At 37.4% G+C, this 16,572-nt stretch carries 12 protein-coding genes and 1 pseudogene; 9 read left to right on the top strand and 4 right to left on the bottom strand.

Annotated elements, in window-relative coordinates; translation table 11 throughout:
• Window positions 1–614 precede the first annotated feature (614 nt).
• Window positions 615–2,018: an amino acid permease gene (locus tag EG365_RS02970; protein WP_001121396.1), complete on the bottom strand. Its 1,404-nt coding sequence runs from the start codon at window positions 2,016–2,018 to the stop codon at window positions 615–617.
• 745 nt (window positions 2,019–2,763) lie between these two features.
• Between EG365_RS02970 and EG365_RS02965 the strand changes: the two genes are divergently transcribed.
• Window positions 2,764–3,690, top strand: a complete 927-nt coding sequence (locus tag EG365_RS02965; protein ID WP_000695007.1) for a LysR substrate-binding domain-containing protein — start codon at window positions 2,764–2,766, stop codon at window positions 3,688–3,690.
• 168 nt (window positions 3,691–3,858) lie between these two features.
• On the opposite strand, the gene EG365_RS02960 is transcribed toward EG365_RS02965, so the two are convergent.
• Both EG365_RS02960 and EG365_RS02955 read right to left on the bottom strand, forming a co-directional pair.
• Window positions 3,859–5,523: a BCCT family transporter gene (locus tag EG365_RS02960; RefSeq protein ID WP_001202883.1), complete on the bottom strand. Its 1,665-nt coding sequence runs from the start codon at window positions 5,521–5,523 to the stop codon at window positions 3,859–3,861.
• 266 nt (window positions 5,524–5,789) lie between these two features.
• On the bottom strand, window positions 5,790–7,463 hold the full coding sequence (locus EG365_RS02955; protein ID WP_001202896.1) for a BCCT family transporter: 1,674 nt from the start codon (window positions 7,461–7,463) through the stop codon (window positions 5,790–5,792).
• 320 nt (window positions 7,464–7,783) lie between these two features.
• Between EG365_RS02955 and EG365_RS02950 the strand changes: the two genes are divergently transcribed.
• The 8 genes and pseudogenes from EG365_RS02950 to EG365_RS02920 all read left to right on the top strand — a co-directional run bounded on the left by EG365_RS02950 (window position 7,784) and on the right by EG365_RS02920 (window position 15,559).
• The gene (locus tag EG365_RS02950) at window positions 7,784–8,974 is read left to right on the top strand and encodes an aromatic ring-hydroxylating oxygenase subunit alpha (protein ID WP_001088747.1); all 1,191 of its coding nucleotides are present in this window, start codon (window positions 7,784–7,786) and stop codon (window positions 8,972–8,974) included.
• Window position 8,975: 1 nt separating this feature from the next.
• On the top strand, window positions 8,976–10,406 hold the full coding sequence (locus EG365_RS02945; RefSeq protein WP_001165066.1) for an aldehyde dehydrogenase family protein: 1,431 nt from the start codon (window positions 8,976–8,978) through the stop codon (window positions 10,404–10,406).
• A 28-nt stretch (window positions 10,407–10,434) separates the two neighbouring features.
• Window positions 10,435–10,596: pseudogene (locus tag EG365_RS19445) on the top strand (rubredoxin); the annotation flags it as partial.
• On the top strand, window positions 10,585–11,790 hold the full coding sequence (locus tag EG365_RS02940; protein WP_223233483.1) for an NAD(P)/FAD-dependent oxidoreductase: 1,206 nt from the start codon (window positions 10,585–10,587) through the stop codon (window positions 11,788–11,790). The pseudogene EG365_RS19445 and the gene EG365_RS02940, both read left to right, overlap by 12 nt.
• A 17-nt stretch (window positions 11,791–11,807) precedes the next feature.
• Window positions 11,808–13,124, top strand: coding sequence for an NAD(P)/FAD-dependent oxidoreductase (locus EG365_RS02935; RefSeq protein WP_000561084.1), 1,317 nt, complete (start codon window positions 11,808–11,810; stop codon window positions 13,122–13,124).
• Between the two features lie 13 nt (window positions 13,125–13,137).
• The gene (locus tag EG365_RS02930; protein WP_000665859.1) at window positions 13,138–13,491 is read left to right on the top strand and encodes an ethanolamine utilization protein EutQ; all 354 of its coding nucleotides are present in this window, start codon (window positions 13,138–13,140) and stop codon (window positions 13,489–13,491) included.
• A 204-nt stretch (window positions 13,492–13,695) separates the two neighbouring features.
• Window positions 13,696–14,868, top strand: coding sequence for a hypothetical protein (locus tag EG365_RS02925; protein ID WP_000049453.1), 1,173 nt, complete (start codon window positions 13,696–13,698; stop codon window positions 14,866–14,868).
• Between the two features lie 76 nt (window positions 14,869–14,944).
• Complete coding sequence (locus EG365_RS02920) at window positions 14,945–15,559, top strand: MarC family protein (RefSeq protein WP_000097917.1); 615 nt, start codon at window positions 14,945–14,947, stop codon at window positions 15,557–15,559.
• 45 nt (window positions 15,560–15,604) lie between these two features.
• Here EG365_RS02920 and yddG read toward each other — a convergent pair whose 3' ends face one another.
• Window positions 15,605–16,513: an aromatic amino acid DMT transporter YddG gene (yddG, locus tag EG365_RS02915; protein ID WP_000089890.1), complete on the bottom strand. Its 909-nt coding sequence runs from the start codon at window positions 16,511–16,513 to the stop codon at window positions 15,605–15,607.
• Between the last annotated feature and the right edge of the window lie 59 nt (window positions 16,514–16,572).

Raw genomic sequence — 16,572 nt, 5'->3', positions numbered from 1 at the left:
AAGCATTTTTTGTAGCTGGCTTAATTATATGTACTAATTCTTTTTATCTTGGCACAACTCTAGCAATTTGGCTGAGTGCAACTCAGGATTATTATTAATATTAAGCTACCTTGGAAAGGTCACATTACTGCTTAAGTAGTTCTAGTAGTCCTTAATTACACGTTCAACCAGCAAAAAAGTATCTATTTCAAGGTTAGTATTCATGAATACTTTTATCGATAATATTCAGAACTCAGAAGCAATTATCACAATATAGACTGTCATCCATAGCATCTAAAGCCTACTGATAGTTTTCCATTACAGCTACTTGTACCAGTCGCTTTGATAATTCTCGCTTCTAGAGGTTAAACAAATTTAAGTCCATTAGACAATACACCAGATAGACCTGCTTATGATTTCAGTCATAACCATGACGATGAATACTACTAAAACATTTCCACAATAGTGATTGAGGAGATTGTTTAAGTACATTTGAATAGCTTACTTAGGGGAAGGAGACAGTTGCGGTCATAAGTTTTTATATCTAAGTATAGTGTTAATTATTGATTTACAAATTAAAATCTCGGTATTGTTATACCGAGATTTATTAAATTAAGTATAGAAGGTAATTACGATTATTTAGTATGTCTTAAGGGATTAACTTGTGGGACATGTGATGCCTTATTAGGGCTAACAATTTTCATAGCGCCGTATGCAATTACAATAACAAAGATTGCAATTAAGGACTGTAATAAGCTAAGTCGTGTAGCTGGATTGATCCCCATACTAACTAAAACAGCGACGATGCAGAGAGTTACAAATAACGGTAACCAAGGGTGCAACCACATCTTAAAGGTTAGAGTTCCTTCCTGTACCCATTTTTTACGTAACTTTAACTGTGATAAGCAAATCATCAAATAGATAAATAAGAATAGAGCACCAGAGGAGTCAAGTAAAAATTGGAATGCAGTGTCTGGCCACAATGCCGCAATTACAACACATCCATACCCGACCAAAGTAGAGGTGAGTACACCCCAAACTGGTACACCACGCTTATTTTTTCTAGCTAACCAACTTGGAGCTTCATTATTTGAACTTAATACATGCAGTAAACGAGATGCAGTGTATAAACCTGCGTTCAGTACAGATAATACAGCAACAAGAATTACTACTGTCAGCATTGTACCAGCACCAGGAATACCAATTTTTTCAAGTGTTGCTACGAAAGGTGATTTCCCTGGAATTATATTAGTCCAAGGTTGTGCAACAACAATGAACAGTGTCGATAAAACGAAAAAGACTAAGATCCGCGCCATTACAGTATTTACGGCACGACGAATGTTTTGTGAAGGATTATCGGATTCAGCAGCAGCGATAGTAGCAACTTCTACTCCACTCATTGAGAAAATTACTGAAACTACACCAGAGAATAGCGCTAATGTGCCATGGGGCAAGAAACCGCCATGCTGAGTTAAATTAGAAAAAGAGGCTGTTGAATTTGGCCATACTTTAAATACATATGCACCAACGATAACCAAGAATACAACAATAGCTGCTACTTTAATGCCCGCAAACCAATATTCTGCTTCACCAAAAGAACTTACTGATAATAAGTTGAGGGAGGTCATCAAGATTAGCAGGCCAAGTGAGATAACCCAAACAGGAATATCTGGTAACCACTGATTAATAATTTGACCACCAACGACAGCTTCAAAGCCAACGACAACTACCCAGAAATACCAATAAAGCCATCCAGTTGAAAAGCCTGCGAGATTGCCGAAAGCTAATCTAGAGAAATCTACAAATGAGCCAGTGGAAGGGCGAGCTGCCGCCATTTCTCCTAGCATTCTCATAATTAAACCTACCATAATTCCTGTAATAGCGTAGCAGATGAAGGCTGCTGGACCTGCTGCAGCTATTACTGAACTGGAACCGACAAATAAGCCAGCACCAATCACACCACCTAAAGCTAACATGCTAATGTGGCGGGTTTTGAGTGTAGATTTCAGACGTGGATCATGTTCCGTATGAATAGGCATCTTTTACTTCCTCTATGATTATAGTTTTAACTCCATTTGAGGGAATATAAGCATTACTGCAACAGATTGCCTATATGTAAAAAAGATGAATTTATATGGTCCATTTGTATAAATGTATGAAAGGTTTTCTTATAGATAATTTAAGTAATAAAAGTAAAATGTATAAAGAGTAACTTGTTGATAGTAAATAGTTAGTAATTTTAATAAATAATTCTGCTTCGACGAGCCACTTATTGTAACTTATTCTTAATCTAAAAATTTAAACATTTGAGCGACATGTTTAGCAATAGCTCCAATAGCTTTACTACCCTGACTATATTCAAAAATATCCAAAAAATTAGAAAAAAGAAAAGAATTTTGTTTTACGAGCTAACTTTAGAGTGAACTTAAGGCTTTGAGGGCTAGCTGTTTAAGTGCTTTTAAATTCTTTTTTTAAACTATATAAAATAAAAAACGCGTAGTTACCTTTTTTCTATTTATCATTATTCTCAATTAATTAGATTCAAATGAGAAAAACTCATGGATTGAATACTTTTACTCACTTTTTATTAAATTATATTTATGAGATTTTAGGGCTTTCCTGAGAAATGGATCATAATTGAATAAATTTAAACCATTTATAACGAGAATATCTGGTTTATTCGCTATTAGTATGTTCAAAAGACAATTTTCATATTAAATAGCGGAATAAAAGAACTCGAGTTGGAAAAGAGTTTTTAGGAAATGGGACAAATTAGGAGTGTCCATGAAAATTAAGCCATTGCCGCCAATGAACAGCTTAATTGTATTCGAGGCAGCCGCACGCCACCTCAGTTTTACAAAAGCTGCAAATGAATTGAATGTTACTCAAGGCGCTATCAGTCGACAAATTCGACAGCTCGAAGAATACCTAGGTAAGGAATTATTCCTTAGAGCTAATCGAAATATTTCCCTAACTCCTACCGGATTGCAATATTATCAAACGATTTATAGTGCTTTATTAGATGTTGCTCAAGCTACTGCTGAAATTAAGAAATGGCAAGGAGAGCATCAAATAACTGTGGCTACGACAAATGCTATGGCTGCTCTTTGGTTACTACCGAAAGTAGCTGCTTTTCAACAGAATAATGAAGGCGTTGATTTAAGAATTTTAACGACAGACAATATTTCAGATTTGCACAAAATGGACTTCGATCTGGCATTATTTTATTGCCGTGTCCCTCCAGCAGGAATGAGAGTTACTACTTTATTTCCTGAAGAGGTTTTTCCTGTTTGTAGTCCAAATTATCTTGCTCAGTTTAAGGAAGATAGTTCTCCAGAAGAAATTTTTGGCAAAGCTTTACTATACTTAGATGACGCTCAAAAGGATTGGATTACATGGGCAGAGTGGTTTGAAGCTGTAAACTATCCTATTGTAAAACCGAAAAATAGGGTGAATATCAATAACTATCCAATGCTTTTACAAGCCGCAATTAATGGTCAGGGAGTAGCTTTGGCATGGGGTTCACTCGTAGACGATTATTTACAAAGTGGTGCTTTAGTTAGACCTGTTGAAACTGTTCTTCGTACTCAAGCAAATTTCAGTATGCTAGAACCAGCAGATAGGGGAGTTATTCCTTCTAGTGTTAAGCATTTCCGTAGTTGGTTATTAGATCAACTACCAGGACAAGTGGGACAAAAAGGCTTAAGTTAATTAACTAAAGAGTGGTATAGAGTACTTGAATTACCGATCTTTAATATACTTATTGTGATTAACACCTAAAAATTATTAATTCTTTCTTAGAAAAATTAATAATAGAAAGAGAGTAATTTTTAATTACTCTCTTTCTATTAAATAGAATATTCAAGTAGCTTTAATATTCTATTTTACATCTGGATGCTTCGGTACGATATTAATGGTTGAGATATCTTCTTGATGAAGAGCTTTAAATAATGTTACACAGATAATTGTTAACAGGATAACCATAGGGAATCCAAATAGAACAATTGCTGTTTGAATTGTTTTTAAACCTCCTACATATAATAACCCTGCACTAATTAAAGTAATAAATACACTCCAAATTAAACGTATACGAATAGGGGTATCCTTATCTGATCTTGTATCTAAAAAGCAAAGTACATGTGTCCCAGAGTCTTGCGAGGTAACAAGATAAGTAATAAGTAATATACAAGTTGTAATGCTTAATAGTGTCCCTAATAGTCCGCCATCAATTGCATCAAAAAGAGCAAATACAGCTAATGTATTATCTTTTTTCACAGTTTGGACAATAGGGCCTCCTTCGAAAACTGTAGTAGAGGGAGTTATTTCTTTGCTAGAAGAAACTTCTATTTTTTTTGATGATTCTGAAGTAGGTTCTGCAGTTTTTATTAGAGCAGCTTGTTGTTTTTCAAAACTATGACGAGAATCTTGCTCAATTTTAAGGGCAGAACCACCAAAAACAGCCATCCATAGAAAAGTGATGAGAGATGGTACGATGAGTACGCCACCAATAAGTTGTCGGAAAGTACGACCACGTGATATTTTTGCAATGAACATTCCTACAAAAGGTACCCATGTTGCCCACCATACCCAATAGAATGCTGTCCACCAGTTCTGCCATTCTGTATCTTTCTGGGTATCACTCCACAAACTCATTCCAATAAAGTTTTGTGTATAATTCCCAATACCTTCTAAATAAGTATTAGTGATGTAACGTGCTGGACCAATACACATTAAAATAATTACTAAAATAATTGATAGAATAATATTCAATTCAGACAATCTTCGCATACCAGTACCAATGCCACGAACTACAGAAAATGTAGCGATACTTGATAAACAAAATAAAATTATAAATTGTGTAGTAGTTCCAATATTTATGCCAAAAACCTTATGAAGACCTGCATTAATCTGTAAAACTCCAATGGCAAGCGCTTGAGAAATTCCAAATGTTGTAATCACGATAACAAGAATGTCAACAAAATGCCCGATTGGTCCATAAATCTTATTACCAATTAAAGGATATAAAGCTGAACGTAAGGAAAAGGGTAGATCTTTGCGATATGAAAAATATCCGATCGCTAAGGCAGCAATACAGTACAGTGCCCAAGCATGTAATCCCCAATGGAAAAAGGTAAGTTGGATAGCCATACTTGCTGCTTCATCAGTTAACCCTTTTGTAAATGGATTAGTCGTATAATGATTAATGGGTTCAGCAACACCCCAAAAAACAAGCCCTACACCCATAGCACATGAAAATAACATGGAAATCCAAGCAAAGAAGCTATATTCTGGTTTATCGTCATCTTTACCAAATTTAAGTAAACCATATCGGCTACCCATGAGATAAAGTAAGAAAAACACAAAACCTGTAGTACTTGCTAGAATAAACCATTTCATATTTTCCAGAATGATCCCAGAAATATATGCAAAAATTTTTCCTGCTTGATCTGAATAGATTGCGCAAAATAAAATAAAAATAAGAACCAATACTTTTGAAATAATAGAGACGACTGTGTTAGCCCCAACAACATCTGTGGCACGCATATATCCTCCTTGGATATTAATTATTAACTAACTTCCCTGTGTGATTTATAAGATAATCAGTTAGACGTTACTTCTGATTTATTAGATTAGTTAAGAGTAATATTTTATAGATACTCTCTGTCTATTTAAAAATATAAAAATAGTCTTTAGATTTCAAAGGAGTTATTAGCATGAGTTAATGAGAAAATCTCATGCTATAAAATAATGAAATATGACTTTAAACTTTAATAAAAAAAGAGATTACTAAAATCTCTTTTTTTATTACCTTACTTTTCAATAATTACTTGAAGTGAACTTTTTTCAGGGGGACTTTCCTCTAATGAATCATTCTTAGGCCGTGCATGTTCTGGTAATAACATACATGCTTGAGGTTCTCTACGTAAATTTTTAAATAAAGTAACACTCATAATTGCCAGGAAGATAGCTATGGGAAAGCCAGCAATAATAGACGCAGATTGAATGGCTTTTAAACCCCCAGCATAAAGTAATACGCCAGCCAGAATGGCAATAAGTGAGCCCCAGACGATCCGAATTTTAATTGGTGTTTCCGTAGCTCCTTCTGCGTCCATATAACATAATACATGTGTACCACAATCGGTTGATGTAATAAGGAATGTCGCCAGTAATAAGCAGGTAATGATACTAAGAGCTTTACCGAGTGTACCACTATCAATATTATCAAACATTGTAAAAAGCGCACGAGTATTATCAGCTTGAGTCGCTTTTACTATTGGCCCACCTGTAAATGGTTCTGGAGCTGGCTCACCAGCTTTAACTAAAGCAGCAGCATGTTTTTCATAAGCATGACGAGCATCTTGTTCTACTTTTAGAGCTGATCCTCCTACTACAGACATCCATATAGCTGTTACAAGTGTAGGAACAATAAGTACGCCTGCAATAAGTTCTCGAATGGTACGTCCACGAGAAATACGAGCAATAAACATACCTACAAAAGGCCCCCATGTCATCCACCATGGCCAGTAGAAAGCTGTCCACCAATTTTGCCAGCCAGAATCTTTTTGAGCATCACTCCATAAGCTCATGCTTATAAGATTTTGTGTATAGTTACCTGTAGCCTCAAATAAGGTATTAAATAAATAACGAGTAGGTCCAATAATAAGTAAAATAGCTATCAATAGAATAGCTAAAATCATATTAAGCTCAGATAGTCTTTGCATTCCTCTATTAATACCCATGACTACTGAAATAGTTGCTATTCCACATAAAATAGTCAGCATGATAAATTGTAAGCTTAAACTATTCTCAAAACCAAAAACTTGATTAAGTCCAGAATTAATTTGAAGTACGCTCATGCTAAGGGATTGAGCAACCCCAAAAGCTGTAATAACAATTGTTAAAATATCAACTGTATGGCCAATAGGTCCGTAAATGCGGTTTCCGATAATTGGATATAAAATTGAGCGTAAACTAAATGGAAGACCTTTACGATAAGAGAAATAAGCAAGAGCTAAAGCGGTGATACAAAATATAGCCCATGGATGCAAACCCCAATGGAAAAAAGTCAGTTGCATAGCCATACTAGCGGACTCATCACTTAACCCTGGTGTAAAAGGGTTGCTAGCGTAGTGCCACATAGGTTCAGCTGCCGACCAAAATACTAGTCCGACCCCCATGCCACCTGAAAACAACATAGAAATCCAGCCAGTAAAGGTAAACTCTGGTTTTTCATTATCTTTTCCAAGCCGTATGTGAGCGAAACGACCTATCATTAAATAAAATAAAAAACCTAAAATAGCTGTTAATAAACCAAGGTAAAACCATTTAACATTTTGAAGTAAAATGCCAGAAACCATTTCAAAGGCTTTACCTGCTTGTTCCGCTTGTAAGACACAGAATAAAACAAAAGAGATAACTAATATTTTAGAAGCGACAGTCACTGTCGGATTAAGTCCTTTAAAGACTCCTGATGTAGCTCGCATGACTCCTCCTTGGATTGCGCACAGGCAGCTAATAGTTTTAGCTGTATCTGGAAGCCCAACAGATTAGAGAAGTGGTTAAAGATTTTTCAATCGACTTATTCTCACTAAGGAATGACAAAAAGTCATGCTTAGCAGTTTCTAAAAAATTATTAAGCATTTTAAGAATTTTTAATCATTACAAAAACTCATTGATGCCGCGCAAAAAAGTCGTTTGTCGACTAATGCAATATTTAACACAATCTCCTAAGAAACAGCAGAGTGTGCAAATCATCTCAACGCAGGGAGTTCTGCGTTAGTTTTAAATATATGGAGATCATCAGATGAATAGTCGAGTTAGCCAGCAATTAATTACGGTTCAGCAAGTCGATAATGTTTTGAACCCTATTACTGAATCAAATGGTATGCCAAATTTAGCATATACCAGTAATGAATATTTTAATTTTGAACGTGACAATATTTTAAGTAAAACTTGGGTATGTGTTGGTTTTGCTTCAGATTTACCTAAAAAGAGCTATGTGAAGCCTGTTAATTTTATGGGCATGCCATTGGTAATGATGCGCAACAAAGAAGGGGAACTACATGTTTTCCATAATGTTTGTAGCCATCGCGGTATGATTCTAGTGCAACAAGAAGGCACTATTGAGGGTGTGATTCGTTGCCAGTACCACTCTTGGAGTTACGACTTAAACGGTAACTTAAAAGGTACTCCACATGTTGGTGGAATTAACCAGCATAAAGATGAGCGTTTTAAATGTGAAAAGCATGGCTTAAAAGCTCTCCGTTCAGCAGTTTGGATGGATATGGTTTTCGTAAATATTTCTGGTGATGCTCCTACTTTTGAAGAGCATATTGCGCCACTAGTTGAACGTTGGAAGCCATTCTTGGGCGAAAACGGGTTAGAGCTTATTCGTAGCAGTAAAGTAGGTTCAACTTTTGAGTTACCTGTAAAAAGTAACTGGAAACTTACAGTTGAAAACTATTGCGAAGCTTATCACTTGCCATGGGTACATCCAGCATTAAATACGTATTCAAAACTTGAAGATCATTACAACATTATGTTCGAAGATCGCTTTGCTGGTCAGGGCAGTTATAAATATAACTTGTCAGCTACTGCGGGTACGCATTTACCAAAATTCCCAAGCTGGCCAGAAGATCAATTGCGTCATGCGGAATATGTAGCTGTGTTCCCGAACGTATTGTTAGGTATTCAAGCTGATCATGCATTTGCAATGATGATTGATCCAATTGCTCCAGAACAAACAATTGAAAAATTACGCCTCTATTACGTTGGTGATGAGTCACTTGACCCTAAATATGATGCATGCCGTGAAGCAACTTTAGAATCATGGAAAGTCGTATTTGCTGAAGATGTGTTTGCAGTAGAAACCATGCAAAAAGGTCGTCATTCACCTGGCTTTGGTGGTGGAGTTTTCTCTCCAGAGATGGATTTACCGACTCACTTCTTCCAAAAATGGTTGGCGACTCAAGCTAAAAAAGCTTTGGAGGCATAATATGCAACACTACCTCAACTACGTTGATGGCCAATGGCGAGATGCTTCTCGCCAATTGGAAGTTATCAATCCAGCAACTGACAAAGCTTTTGCGACAGTGGCTCGTGCAAGTATTGAAGATGCAGATGCTGCAATGGCTGCAGCACGTCGATGTGTGAATAGCGGAGCTTTAACAGATGTGCGTCCTGCGAAGCGCACTGCATGGATGTTAAAAGCTGCAGAAGCGATTCGTGAAATTGCTGAAGAGGGTGCATTAATCCTATGTCGTGAAAATGGCAAAAATATTGATACTGCACGTGAAGAGTTCGATGAAGCCGCTCGCTATTTTGAATACTACGCAGGTATGGCAGATAAAGTTGAAGGTATCTCGGTACCTTTAGGTAAAGATTATGTCGACTTCACCTCATATATTCCAATGGGTGTATCGGTTCAAATCGTACCTTGGAACTTTCCTGTTTCGATCTGTGCACGTTCATTAGCACCTGCTTTAGCGGCTGGTAATGCGGTTGTAATTAAGTCACCTGAAGTTTCACCTTTAGGAATGGTTTTACTCATCAAAGCTATTGAGAAAGCTGGTTTTCCCCAAGGTGCAGTGAACTTACTTTGTGGTAAAGGTTCAGAAGTTGGTACTCATCTTGTTAAGCATCAAGATACGAATCAAATCGTATTTACCGGTTCAGTACCAACAGGACAACGCATTTTGAAAGATGCGGCTGAACGTGCAACACCTTCAGTTATGGAGTTAGGTGGTAAGTCAGCTGCAATTGCTTTTGCTGATGTTGATCTTGAGCAATTACTGCGTAGCGTTAAATTAGGAATTTTCTATAACTCTGGCCAAGTTTGCTCAGCGATGTCTCGCTTATTAGTGCACCGCAGTCGCTATGAAGAAGTTAAAGCAGCTGTTGTGAATCTTGCTGAGAGCCTAACTGTAGGTATTGGCGAAAGTAATGCCGAACTTACTCCAGTTGTATCTAAAGATCAGCAACAACAAATTCTTGCCATGATTGATAAGGCACGTGAAGAAGGTGCCAATGTTTTAACAGGCGGGAAAGCAGCAGATTTAGAAGGTTACTTTGTACTACCTACTATTATCGAAGCAACAGCCGATATGTCTATTGCTCAAGAAGAAGTTTTTGGACCTGTAATGGTGATCATGCCATTCGATGACGAAGACCAGGCCGTTGCAATCGCAAATGGTACGGACTTTGGACTTGTTGCAGGTGTATTTGGTGAAAATCTGAATCAAACACTTCGAGTAGCAAACCGACTTATTGCTGGCCAAGTCTTTATTAACGAATGGTTTGCTGGTGGTATTGAAACACCATTTGGTGGTGTGGGCTTATCTGGTTTTGGTCGCGAAAAAGGGCAGGAAGCCATCTACAGTTATGTTCAAACTCGCAATATCGGTATCCGTTTGAAACATAGCGTGTAATTTGTAAGAAATAAGGGAAATAGACAAGATGAGAAAGTGGTTATGTATTGTCTGTGGCTGGATCTATGATGAAGCTAAAGGCTGGCCTGCTGATGGGATAGCACCAGGGACAAAATGGGAAGACATCCCAGATGACTGGATGTGTCCAGAGTGTCAGGTGGGTAAAGCTGATTTCGAAATGCTTGATATCACAGATATTGAAGAGGACGAAATCCCTCAAGTAGCAGCCGCTGCAGTTATTGAACCAGTTGTTATTATTGGTAGTGGCCATGCTGGCTATCATGTAGCTTCGAATTTACGTGCACAATCTCCAGACTTGTCTATTACCGTATTTACTGCTGATGATGGCGCCTTATATAGCAAACCAGCTTTATCTAATGCACTAGCATTAGGTAAAGACGGAGATAGTCTAGTTCGTGAATCTGCTCTTAGTTGGGAGCAACGTTTAAATATCCGTGTTTATCCACATACGAAAGTGACTCATATTGACCGCGCCAATAAAAAGCTTCAAACCACTATTGGTGATTACTCTTATGGGAAATTGGTGATAGCAACTGGTGCAACGCCAATTGTTATACCTATTGAAGGTGATTCGTCTGCAACATTAAGCGTAAATGATCTGGCAGATTACCGTCGTTTCCGTCAGCAATTGGCAGATAAAAAACATGTCACCATTCTTGGTGATGGTCTAATCGGCTGTGAATTTGCTAATGATTTAGCTGCACATGGGATTAAAGTTACTGTCGTCGGACTTGGTAAATGGGCAATGGAACGTCTTATTCCAGAACCTTTAGGTCATGCTCTACAAAATGCGCTTAGCCAGTTAGGAGTAGAGTGGAAATTACAAAATAGTATCCGCTCTATTCAATCTGCAAATGGTTGTTATCAGTTAACACTACAAGATGGCCAAATAATTGAAACTGATTTGGTATTAAGTGCAGTAGGTTTAAGACCAAATATTGCTCTTGCTCAAGAAGCAGGTCTAGAGACAGCACGTGGTATCTGTACTGGTCTGGATCATCGTAGTAGTGATCCTTCAATTTTTGCTTTAGGTGACTGTGCAGAAGTGAACGGACAATGGGCACCATATATCAATCCAATCACTCAAGCACTACCTGCTTTAGTTAATAATCTTTTAGGTCAATCAACTGACGCAGATCTGAAAGCGACCCCAGTTTTAGTAAAAACCCCAATTTTGCCACTTTCTGTATTGCCAGCAATGGAAACAGGTGAGTGGAGAGTGGAAGAGCACGATGGGGAGTTGGCGGCTGGTTTTTACAATGAGCAAGATAAATTAATAGGCTTTGCCTTACTCGGTCGTCAATTACAACACCATCGTACTGAATGGCTTGAGAAATTAAATTCGTGCCCATCCACAGTTTAAGTTAAAGGAATAACAAAATGATTGCTTTACCAAATGATGATAATACTTGTGGGTGGTATGCAGCATTGCCTCCAGCCGGTCCTGCTAAAAAGTTAATAGGTCTACAAAAAGCTGACTATGCCATTATTGGAGCAGGCTTTGCAGGATTGGCAGCAGCTCGAAGATTAGCTGAACTCAAACCGCATGCCCGTATTATTCTAGTTGATGCACAACGTGTAGCTGAAGGTGCTTCTGGTCGTAACTCAGGGTTTGTAATTGATTTACCACATAAGTTTGCATTATCGCATCCTGACCCTTCTCATAAGCAAAAGTTATTAAGTCTGAATCGTTCAGCAATTGCTCAGTTACAAGGCCTAGTAGAGCGCTATAACATTGATTGTCAATGGTCTGCAGCTGGTAAATATCAAGGTGCTGTAGGTGAGCGTGGCGAAGCACATCTCAATCATTTTGAGCATCTAATGAAAGATTTAGGTGAACCATATCGTTGGGTTGAAAAAGCAGAACTTAAAAAAGTTTTAGGTACAGATTTTTATAGTCGTGCGATTTTTACTCCTGGTTCATATTTGATGCAACCAGCAGCTTTAGTGCGTGGTATGGGTGACCACTTACCAGACAATGTGGAGTTATTAGAGCAATCACCAATTCGTAGTTTGCAAAAAAGTAATAACCAATGGCTATTACAGGGTGACCATGGGTCAATCACAACACCGAAAGTATTGCTGGCAACTAGTATTTTTACTCGTGAATTTGGTTATTTGAAGAACCGTTTATTACCAGTTATGACCTTTGCGAGCTGGACGCGTCCATTAACTGACCAAGAGATGAAAGTTTATCAGGGTGAGTTAGATTGGGGGCTTACTCCAGCTGATCATGCTGGGACAACGTTAAGAATGACAGCTGATCGCCGTATTCTAATCCGTAACACTTATAAGCATGTCCCAAAATACGGTGCAAATGTAAGTGATGATAATCGTCGTTGGATACAAGAAGATCATCGCAAGGCATTTTTAGCTCGTTATCCGAATTTAGCTAATGTTCCATTTACCCATACATGGGGTGGTGTTTATGCGATTTCTCGTAATTTCACTAACTTCTTTGGGGAGTTAGAAGAAGGCGTTTATGCGAGTGCTTGCGACAATGGTGTAGGAGCAGCATGGGGCACAATTTCAGGAACGTTATTGGCTGATCTCGTTGTTGGCTCAGATTCCCAAGCTTTAAAAGATATTCAGTATGTAACTGGTATGCCTAGTTTAAATCCACCAGAACCGTTCTTAGGTTTAGGTGTTAGAACACGTATCAGATTTGAAAAATGGCGCAGTCGTAGTGAATTGTAAGCGGGAGAAATAGATGAAAGAAGTAAAGTTAGTTGATAGCGCTCAACTTAATTTCAATTTACGTGGCGAAACACCAGATGGTACGGCTTATGTTGCAAGAGCATTAGGAGCTGATGTTTCCCCAAATATGGGTATTGGTTTTGCACGTTGGGAAGGGGCAGAGGTAAGTTGGAAATTACTTTATGACGAAGTCATTTTTGTAATTGAAGGCTGTTTTGAGCTTACTGCTAACGGTCAAAAATATGAAGTTCGTCCAGGACAAATGTTGTGGATTCCTGAAGGAACCGAGCTAATTTATGGTGGACATGCGGTATTTGGTTACGTAGTACATCCAGGTAACTGGAAAGAGCTGCACGGAATTGCATAAAAGAAACGACCCATATTGTTCAGGAAAAAATAATGTGGGTCATTTTATTCTTATGAGAACGTAGCTTTGAATTAGGGCTAATACAAATTAACGAAAATTTTAAATTTCAGGAGCTTCTCCTGAACAGGGAAGTGTTGTCTGAAAAAAATAAGCAGAGGACAGGAAAGGTTTTCTGCAAATCTTCATTTAAACAAGGATTTGTAAATGAGCAAGGTCTATTTAACACTTGGATTTGGGTTAATTTCAGTTGGAATGGCGTTACCTGCTTTTGCCGGAGTAACTTTTGGAGATCCTAAAAGTGATACGGGTGCTTTAACAATTTCAGGTGCTTTACGTGGGAATTATCAAGATAAGGATTACGGCGAGTCTGCATCAGATCAGAAAATAAAATTTGATGCAGCTATTTTAAGGCTAGGTTATGAGTCACCCGACTGGTTTGGAAAAGTCGAATATCGTTGTTATCAATACGATAAATTCTGTGATTTCTCGACTCTAGTTTATGGCTATGCTGGCTACCATTTAAACGCGACAGATCATATTACTGTAGGTGTGCAACCCATTCCTTTCGGTCCAGGTCGTTTTTGGGATAGCAGCTTTTATGCTGGTATTAACAACACAATGGGTTTGCAAGATGCTTCCAATTTAGGTGCGAACTATCACTTTGAATTACCGTCTGCTACTAAAGTAGATTTGGCTTATTTTGCAACTGATGGTGGTAACTACCACGGAAGTAGTAAAGACTCAGCACGTTATACGGCTAATGTTGTTACCTCATCTGATCCACTCAAAACAAACCTGAATGAAAAAAACATGTGGATGGCACGTGTCGATCAAGATCTTAAGTTTTTAAGTACAGATGATCTCAAAGTATCGGTGGGGGGAAGTTATTGGTATTCAGACATTGAGAATAAAAAAACTTCTGCAGATGGTACGAGAAATACATGGGCGCTATTTAACCGTATTAACTATAAAAATCTGAATGTCGTGCTTACTGGAGGGCGACAATCGATTAGTAATAAAGATGCATTAAGTCCAGCTAGCTCAACTTTCGGTTCTTTTGATGGCGAATATGACATTGCGAACAAAGGATATTTCTATACTGTTGATACGAGCTATGTTTTTAAGAATGTTAAAGATTCGCTCAATGTTACGCCGTATGTTGTTTTTAGTGGTTTTAACAAGAAAGAAAATGGATTTGATGACTCTCAGCGCAACATTGTTGGAGTGGCGTGGGACTATAAAAATATTTCTTTATATACCGAATATGTGATGAGTAAAAACGATCCGTTTGTTGGCGGCAATGGTAGTTCTCTTGCAGCAGGTGATGATGGGAAGTGGAACAAACTCCTCAATCTAATGTTGATTTATAGCTTCTAAAAGTTTGTACAGGTTTTTCATTTATCAATTTTCAGGAAGTTTAAAAGCTTCCTGAAGCCGTTTAGGAATAATAAAAATGTCTTCACCATTTATTAGTACATTTATTTTATTTTTCTCATTACTTAATCCATTCCTCATGAGTATCTATATGATTGGGCTAATCCGTCATACAGAAACCAGAGTATTTAATAAGGCTTTGATTCAAGGAAGCCTCATTGCATATGTGGTATTTCTTTTATTTGCATGGGGTGGTGAAGCAATTTTTAATCGGTACTTAAATGTAAGGTTTGAATCATTTCTAATTTTTGGTGGCCTGATTTTTCTGGTGATTGGATATCGCTATGTATTTCAGGGTGCCGATACTATTGGAGAAATGCGAGGAGCACCTGAACATTTGGCTGGCACAGTAGCTATGCCATTTATGATTGGTCCTGGAACAATTAGTGCAGCTGTAGTTACAGGCATGAGTATGTCTCTTTTAGAGGCGGCTATAGTGATCGCCTTAGTACTATTTGTGAGCTGTAGTGTTTTGATAGCAATGAAATTTTCTCATGATCACTTACGTTATAGCCATGCCAAATATATTGATCGTTATTTTGATATTGTAGGGAGGTTAGCTGCTTTATTAATTGGAACAATCGCAGTCGACATGATTGTAAATGGTGTTACACGTTTGATTGATAAAGTTTGATAAGCGTAAACGTCACAGCCATATACGATGGCTGTGACTAAGAAATTAGGAAGCTAATTTCGCTTGGTTATGTTGAACATGGTTTTTTCGAATTGAGTACCAGCAGATTAACGATCCTAAAGTAACCGTTAATGCACCGTACCAAAAATTGATTGTTAAATTGGAGTTCAAAACAAAAGCTGAGAATGCCGATGAGAAAATTGGAGAAAAATAAGAAAGCATAATTAAAACGGGCATGTTCCCTTTGATAATACCAATATTCCAAGCTAGATAACCCATAGAGAAAAAAACAGCATTAATTAAGACGAATATATAGCCATTAATACCTTGAACATGGGGTAGGTGGAATCCTTGAGTAGAGAGAGTAAGAATCCATAAAGCTATAGCAGTTAAGATAAAATAAAGTGATACAGCATTAGTTCCATTGCTTTGCTTTTTGGTATAAATACAATAAACGGCCCAAAGAATAGCAGCTAAAAAAATGAGCAAGTAACTAATCGGATTTTTTGAAAAGTTATCAATAAAGTTTAGATTTGGATGATAGTTGATAACAACTATCCCTGCAAAACTTACGATCACTCCTAATATGGTCAATAAGTTTACTTTTTCTTCTTTTAATACTGCCAACATAATAATAATTAAAGTTGGCCACATATTAAAAATAATATTCATCTCAATCGATTTTTCTGATGAATTTGCTAGAGTAATTGAAAAGGCAAAACACAATTCAAAAACAACAAAAAGCAAGCTAGATAAAATAAGAAACTTCTTTGAAACCTTTTTTAAATCGGGCAGGCCATATGTTAAAAATAAAATAATAGCACTGATGGTATATACATAAGTCACTGTATAGATAGGACCAAAACTTTCTGTAGAAAGCCTGAGTAAGCCAACTAAAGTGGACCAAAGTAATAAAGCTGAAACACCGATTAAAGTTGAGATTTGGCGGCTCATACGATAGACCCGATTAAAAAATTAATCATAATTTTTAAATAGGTATTTTAATAGTTAGT

It is taken from the genome of Acinetobacter sp. FDAARGOS_494 (assembly GCF_003812225.1).
In the GTDB taxonomy this organism is placed as follows: Bacteria; Pseudomonadota; Gammaproteobacteria; order Pseudomonadales; family Moraxellaceae; genus Acinetobacter; species Acinetobacter baumannii.
The sequence above is the reverse complement of the archived record's forward strand: the minus strand, read 5'-3'. Positions and strand labels throughout refer to the sequence as shown.

Coding starts and splice junctions, on each gene's coding strand:
- EG365_RS02955 (WP_001202896.1), bottom strand. CDS start 7,463: ATGCGAGCTACATCAGGAGTCTTTAAAGGACTTAATCCGACAGTGACT.
- EG365_RS02970 (WP_001121396.1), bottom strand. CDS start 2,018: ATGCCTATTCATACGGAACATGATCCACGTCTGAAATCTACACTCAAA.
- EG365_RS02935 (WP_000561084.1), top strand. CDS start 11,808: ATGATTGCTTTACCAAATGATGATAATACTTGTGGGTGGTATGCAGCA.
- EG365_RS02920 (WP_000097917.1), top strand. CDS start 14,945: ATGTCTTCACCATTTATTAGTACATTTATTTTATTTTTCTCATTACTT.
- EG365_RS02965 (WP_000695007.1), top strand. CDS start 2,764: ATGAAAATTAAGCCATTGCCGCCAATGAACAGCTTAATTGTATTCGAG.
- yddG (WP_000089890.1), bottom strand. CDS start 16,513: ATGAGCCGCCAAATCTCAACTTTAATCGGTGTTTCAGCTTTATTACTT.
- EG365_RS02950 (WP_001088747.1), top strand. CDS start 7,784: ATGAATAGTCGAGTTAGCCAGCAATTAATTACGGTTCAGCAAGTCGAT.
- EG365_RS02960 (WP_001202883.1), bottom strand. CDS start 5,523: ATGCGTGCCACAGATGTTGTTGGGGCTAACACAGTCGTCTCTATTATT.
- EG365_RS02940 (WP_223233483.1), top strand. CDS start 10,585: ATGCTTGATATCACAGATATTGAAGAGGACGAAATCCCTCAAGTAGCA.
- EG365_RS02925 (WP_000049453.1), top strand. CDS start 13,696: ATGAGCAAGGTCTATTTAACACTTGGATTTGGGTTAATTTCAGTTGGA.
- EG365_RS02930 (WP_000665859.1), top strand. CDS start 13,138: ATGAAAGAAGTAAAGTTAGTTGATAGCGCTCAACTTAATTTCAATTTA.
- EG365_RS02945 (WP_001165066.1), top strand. CDS start 8,976: ATGCAACACTACCTCAACTACGTTGATGGCCAATGGCGAGATGCTTCT.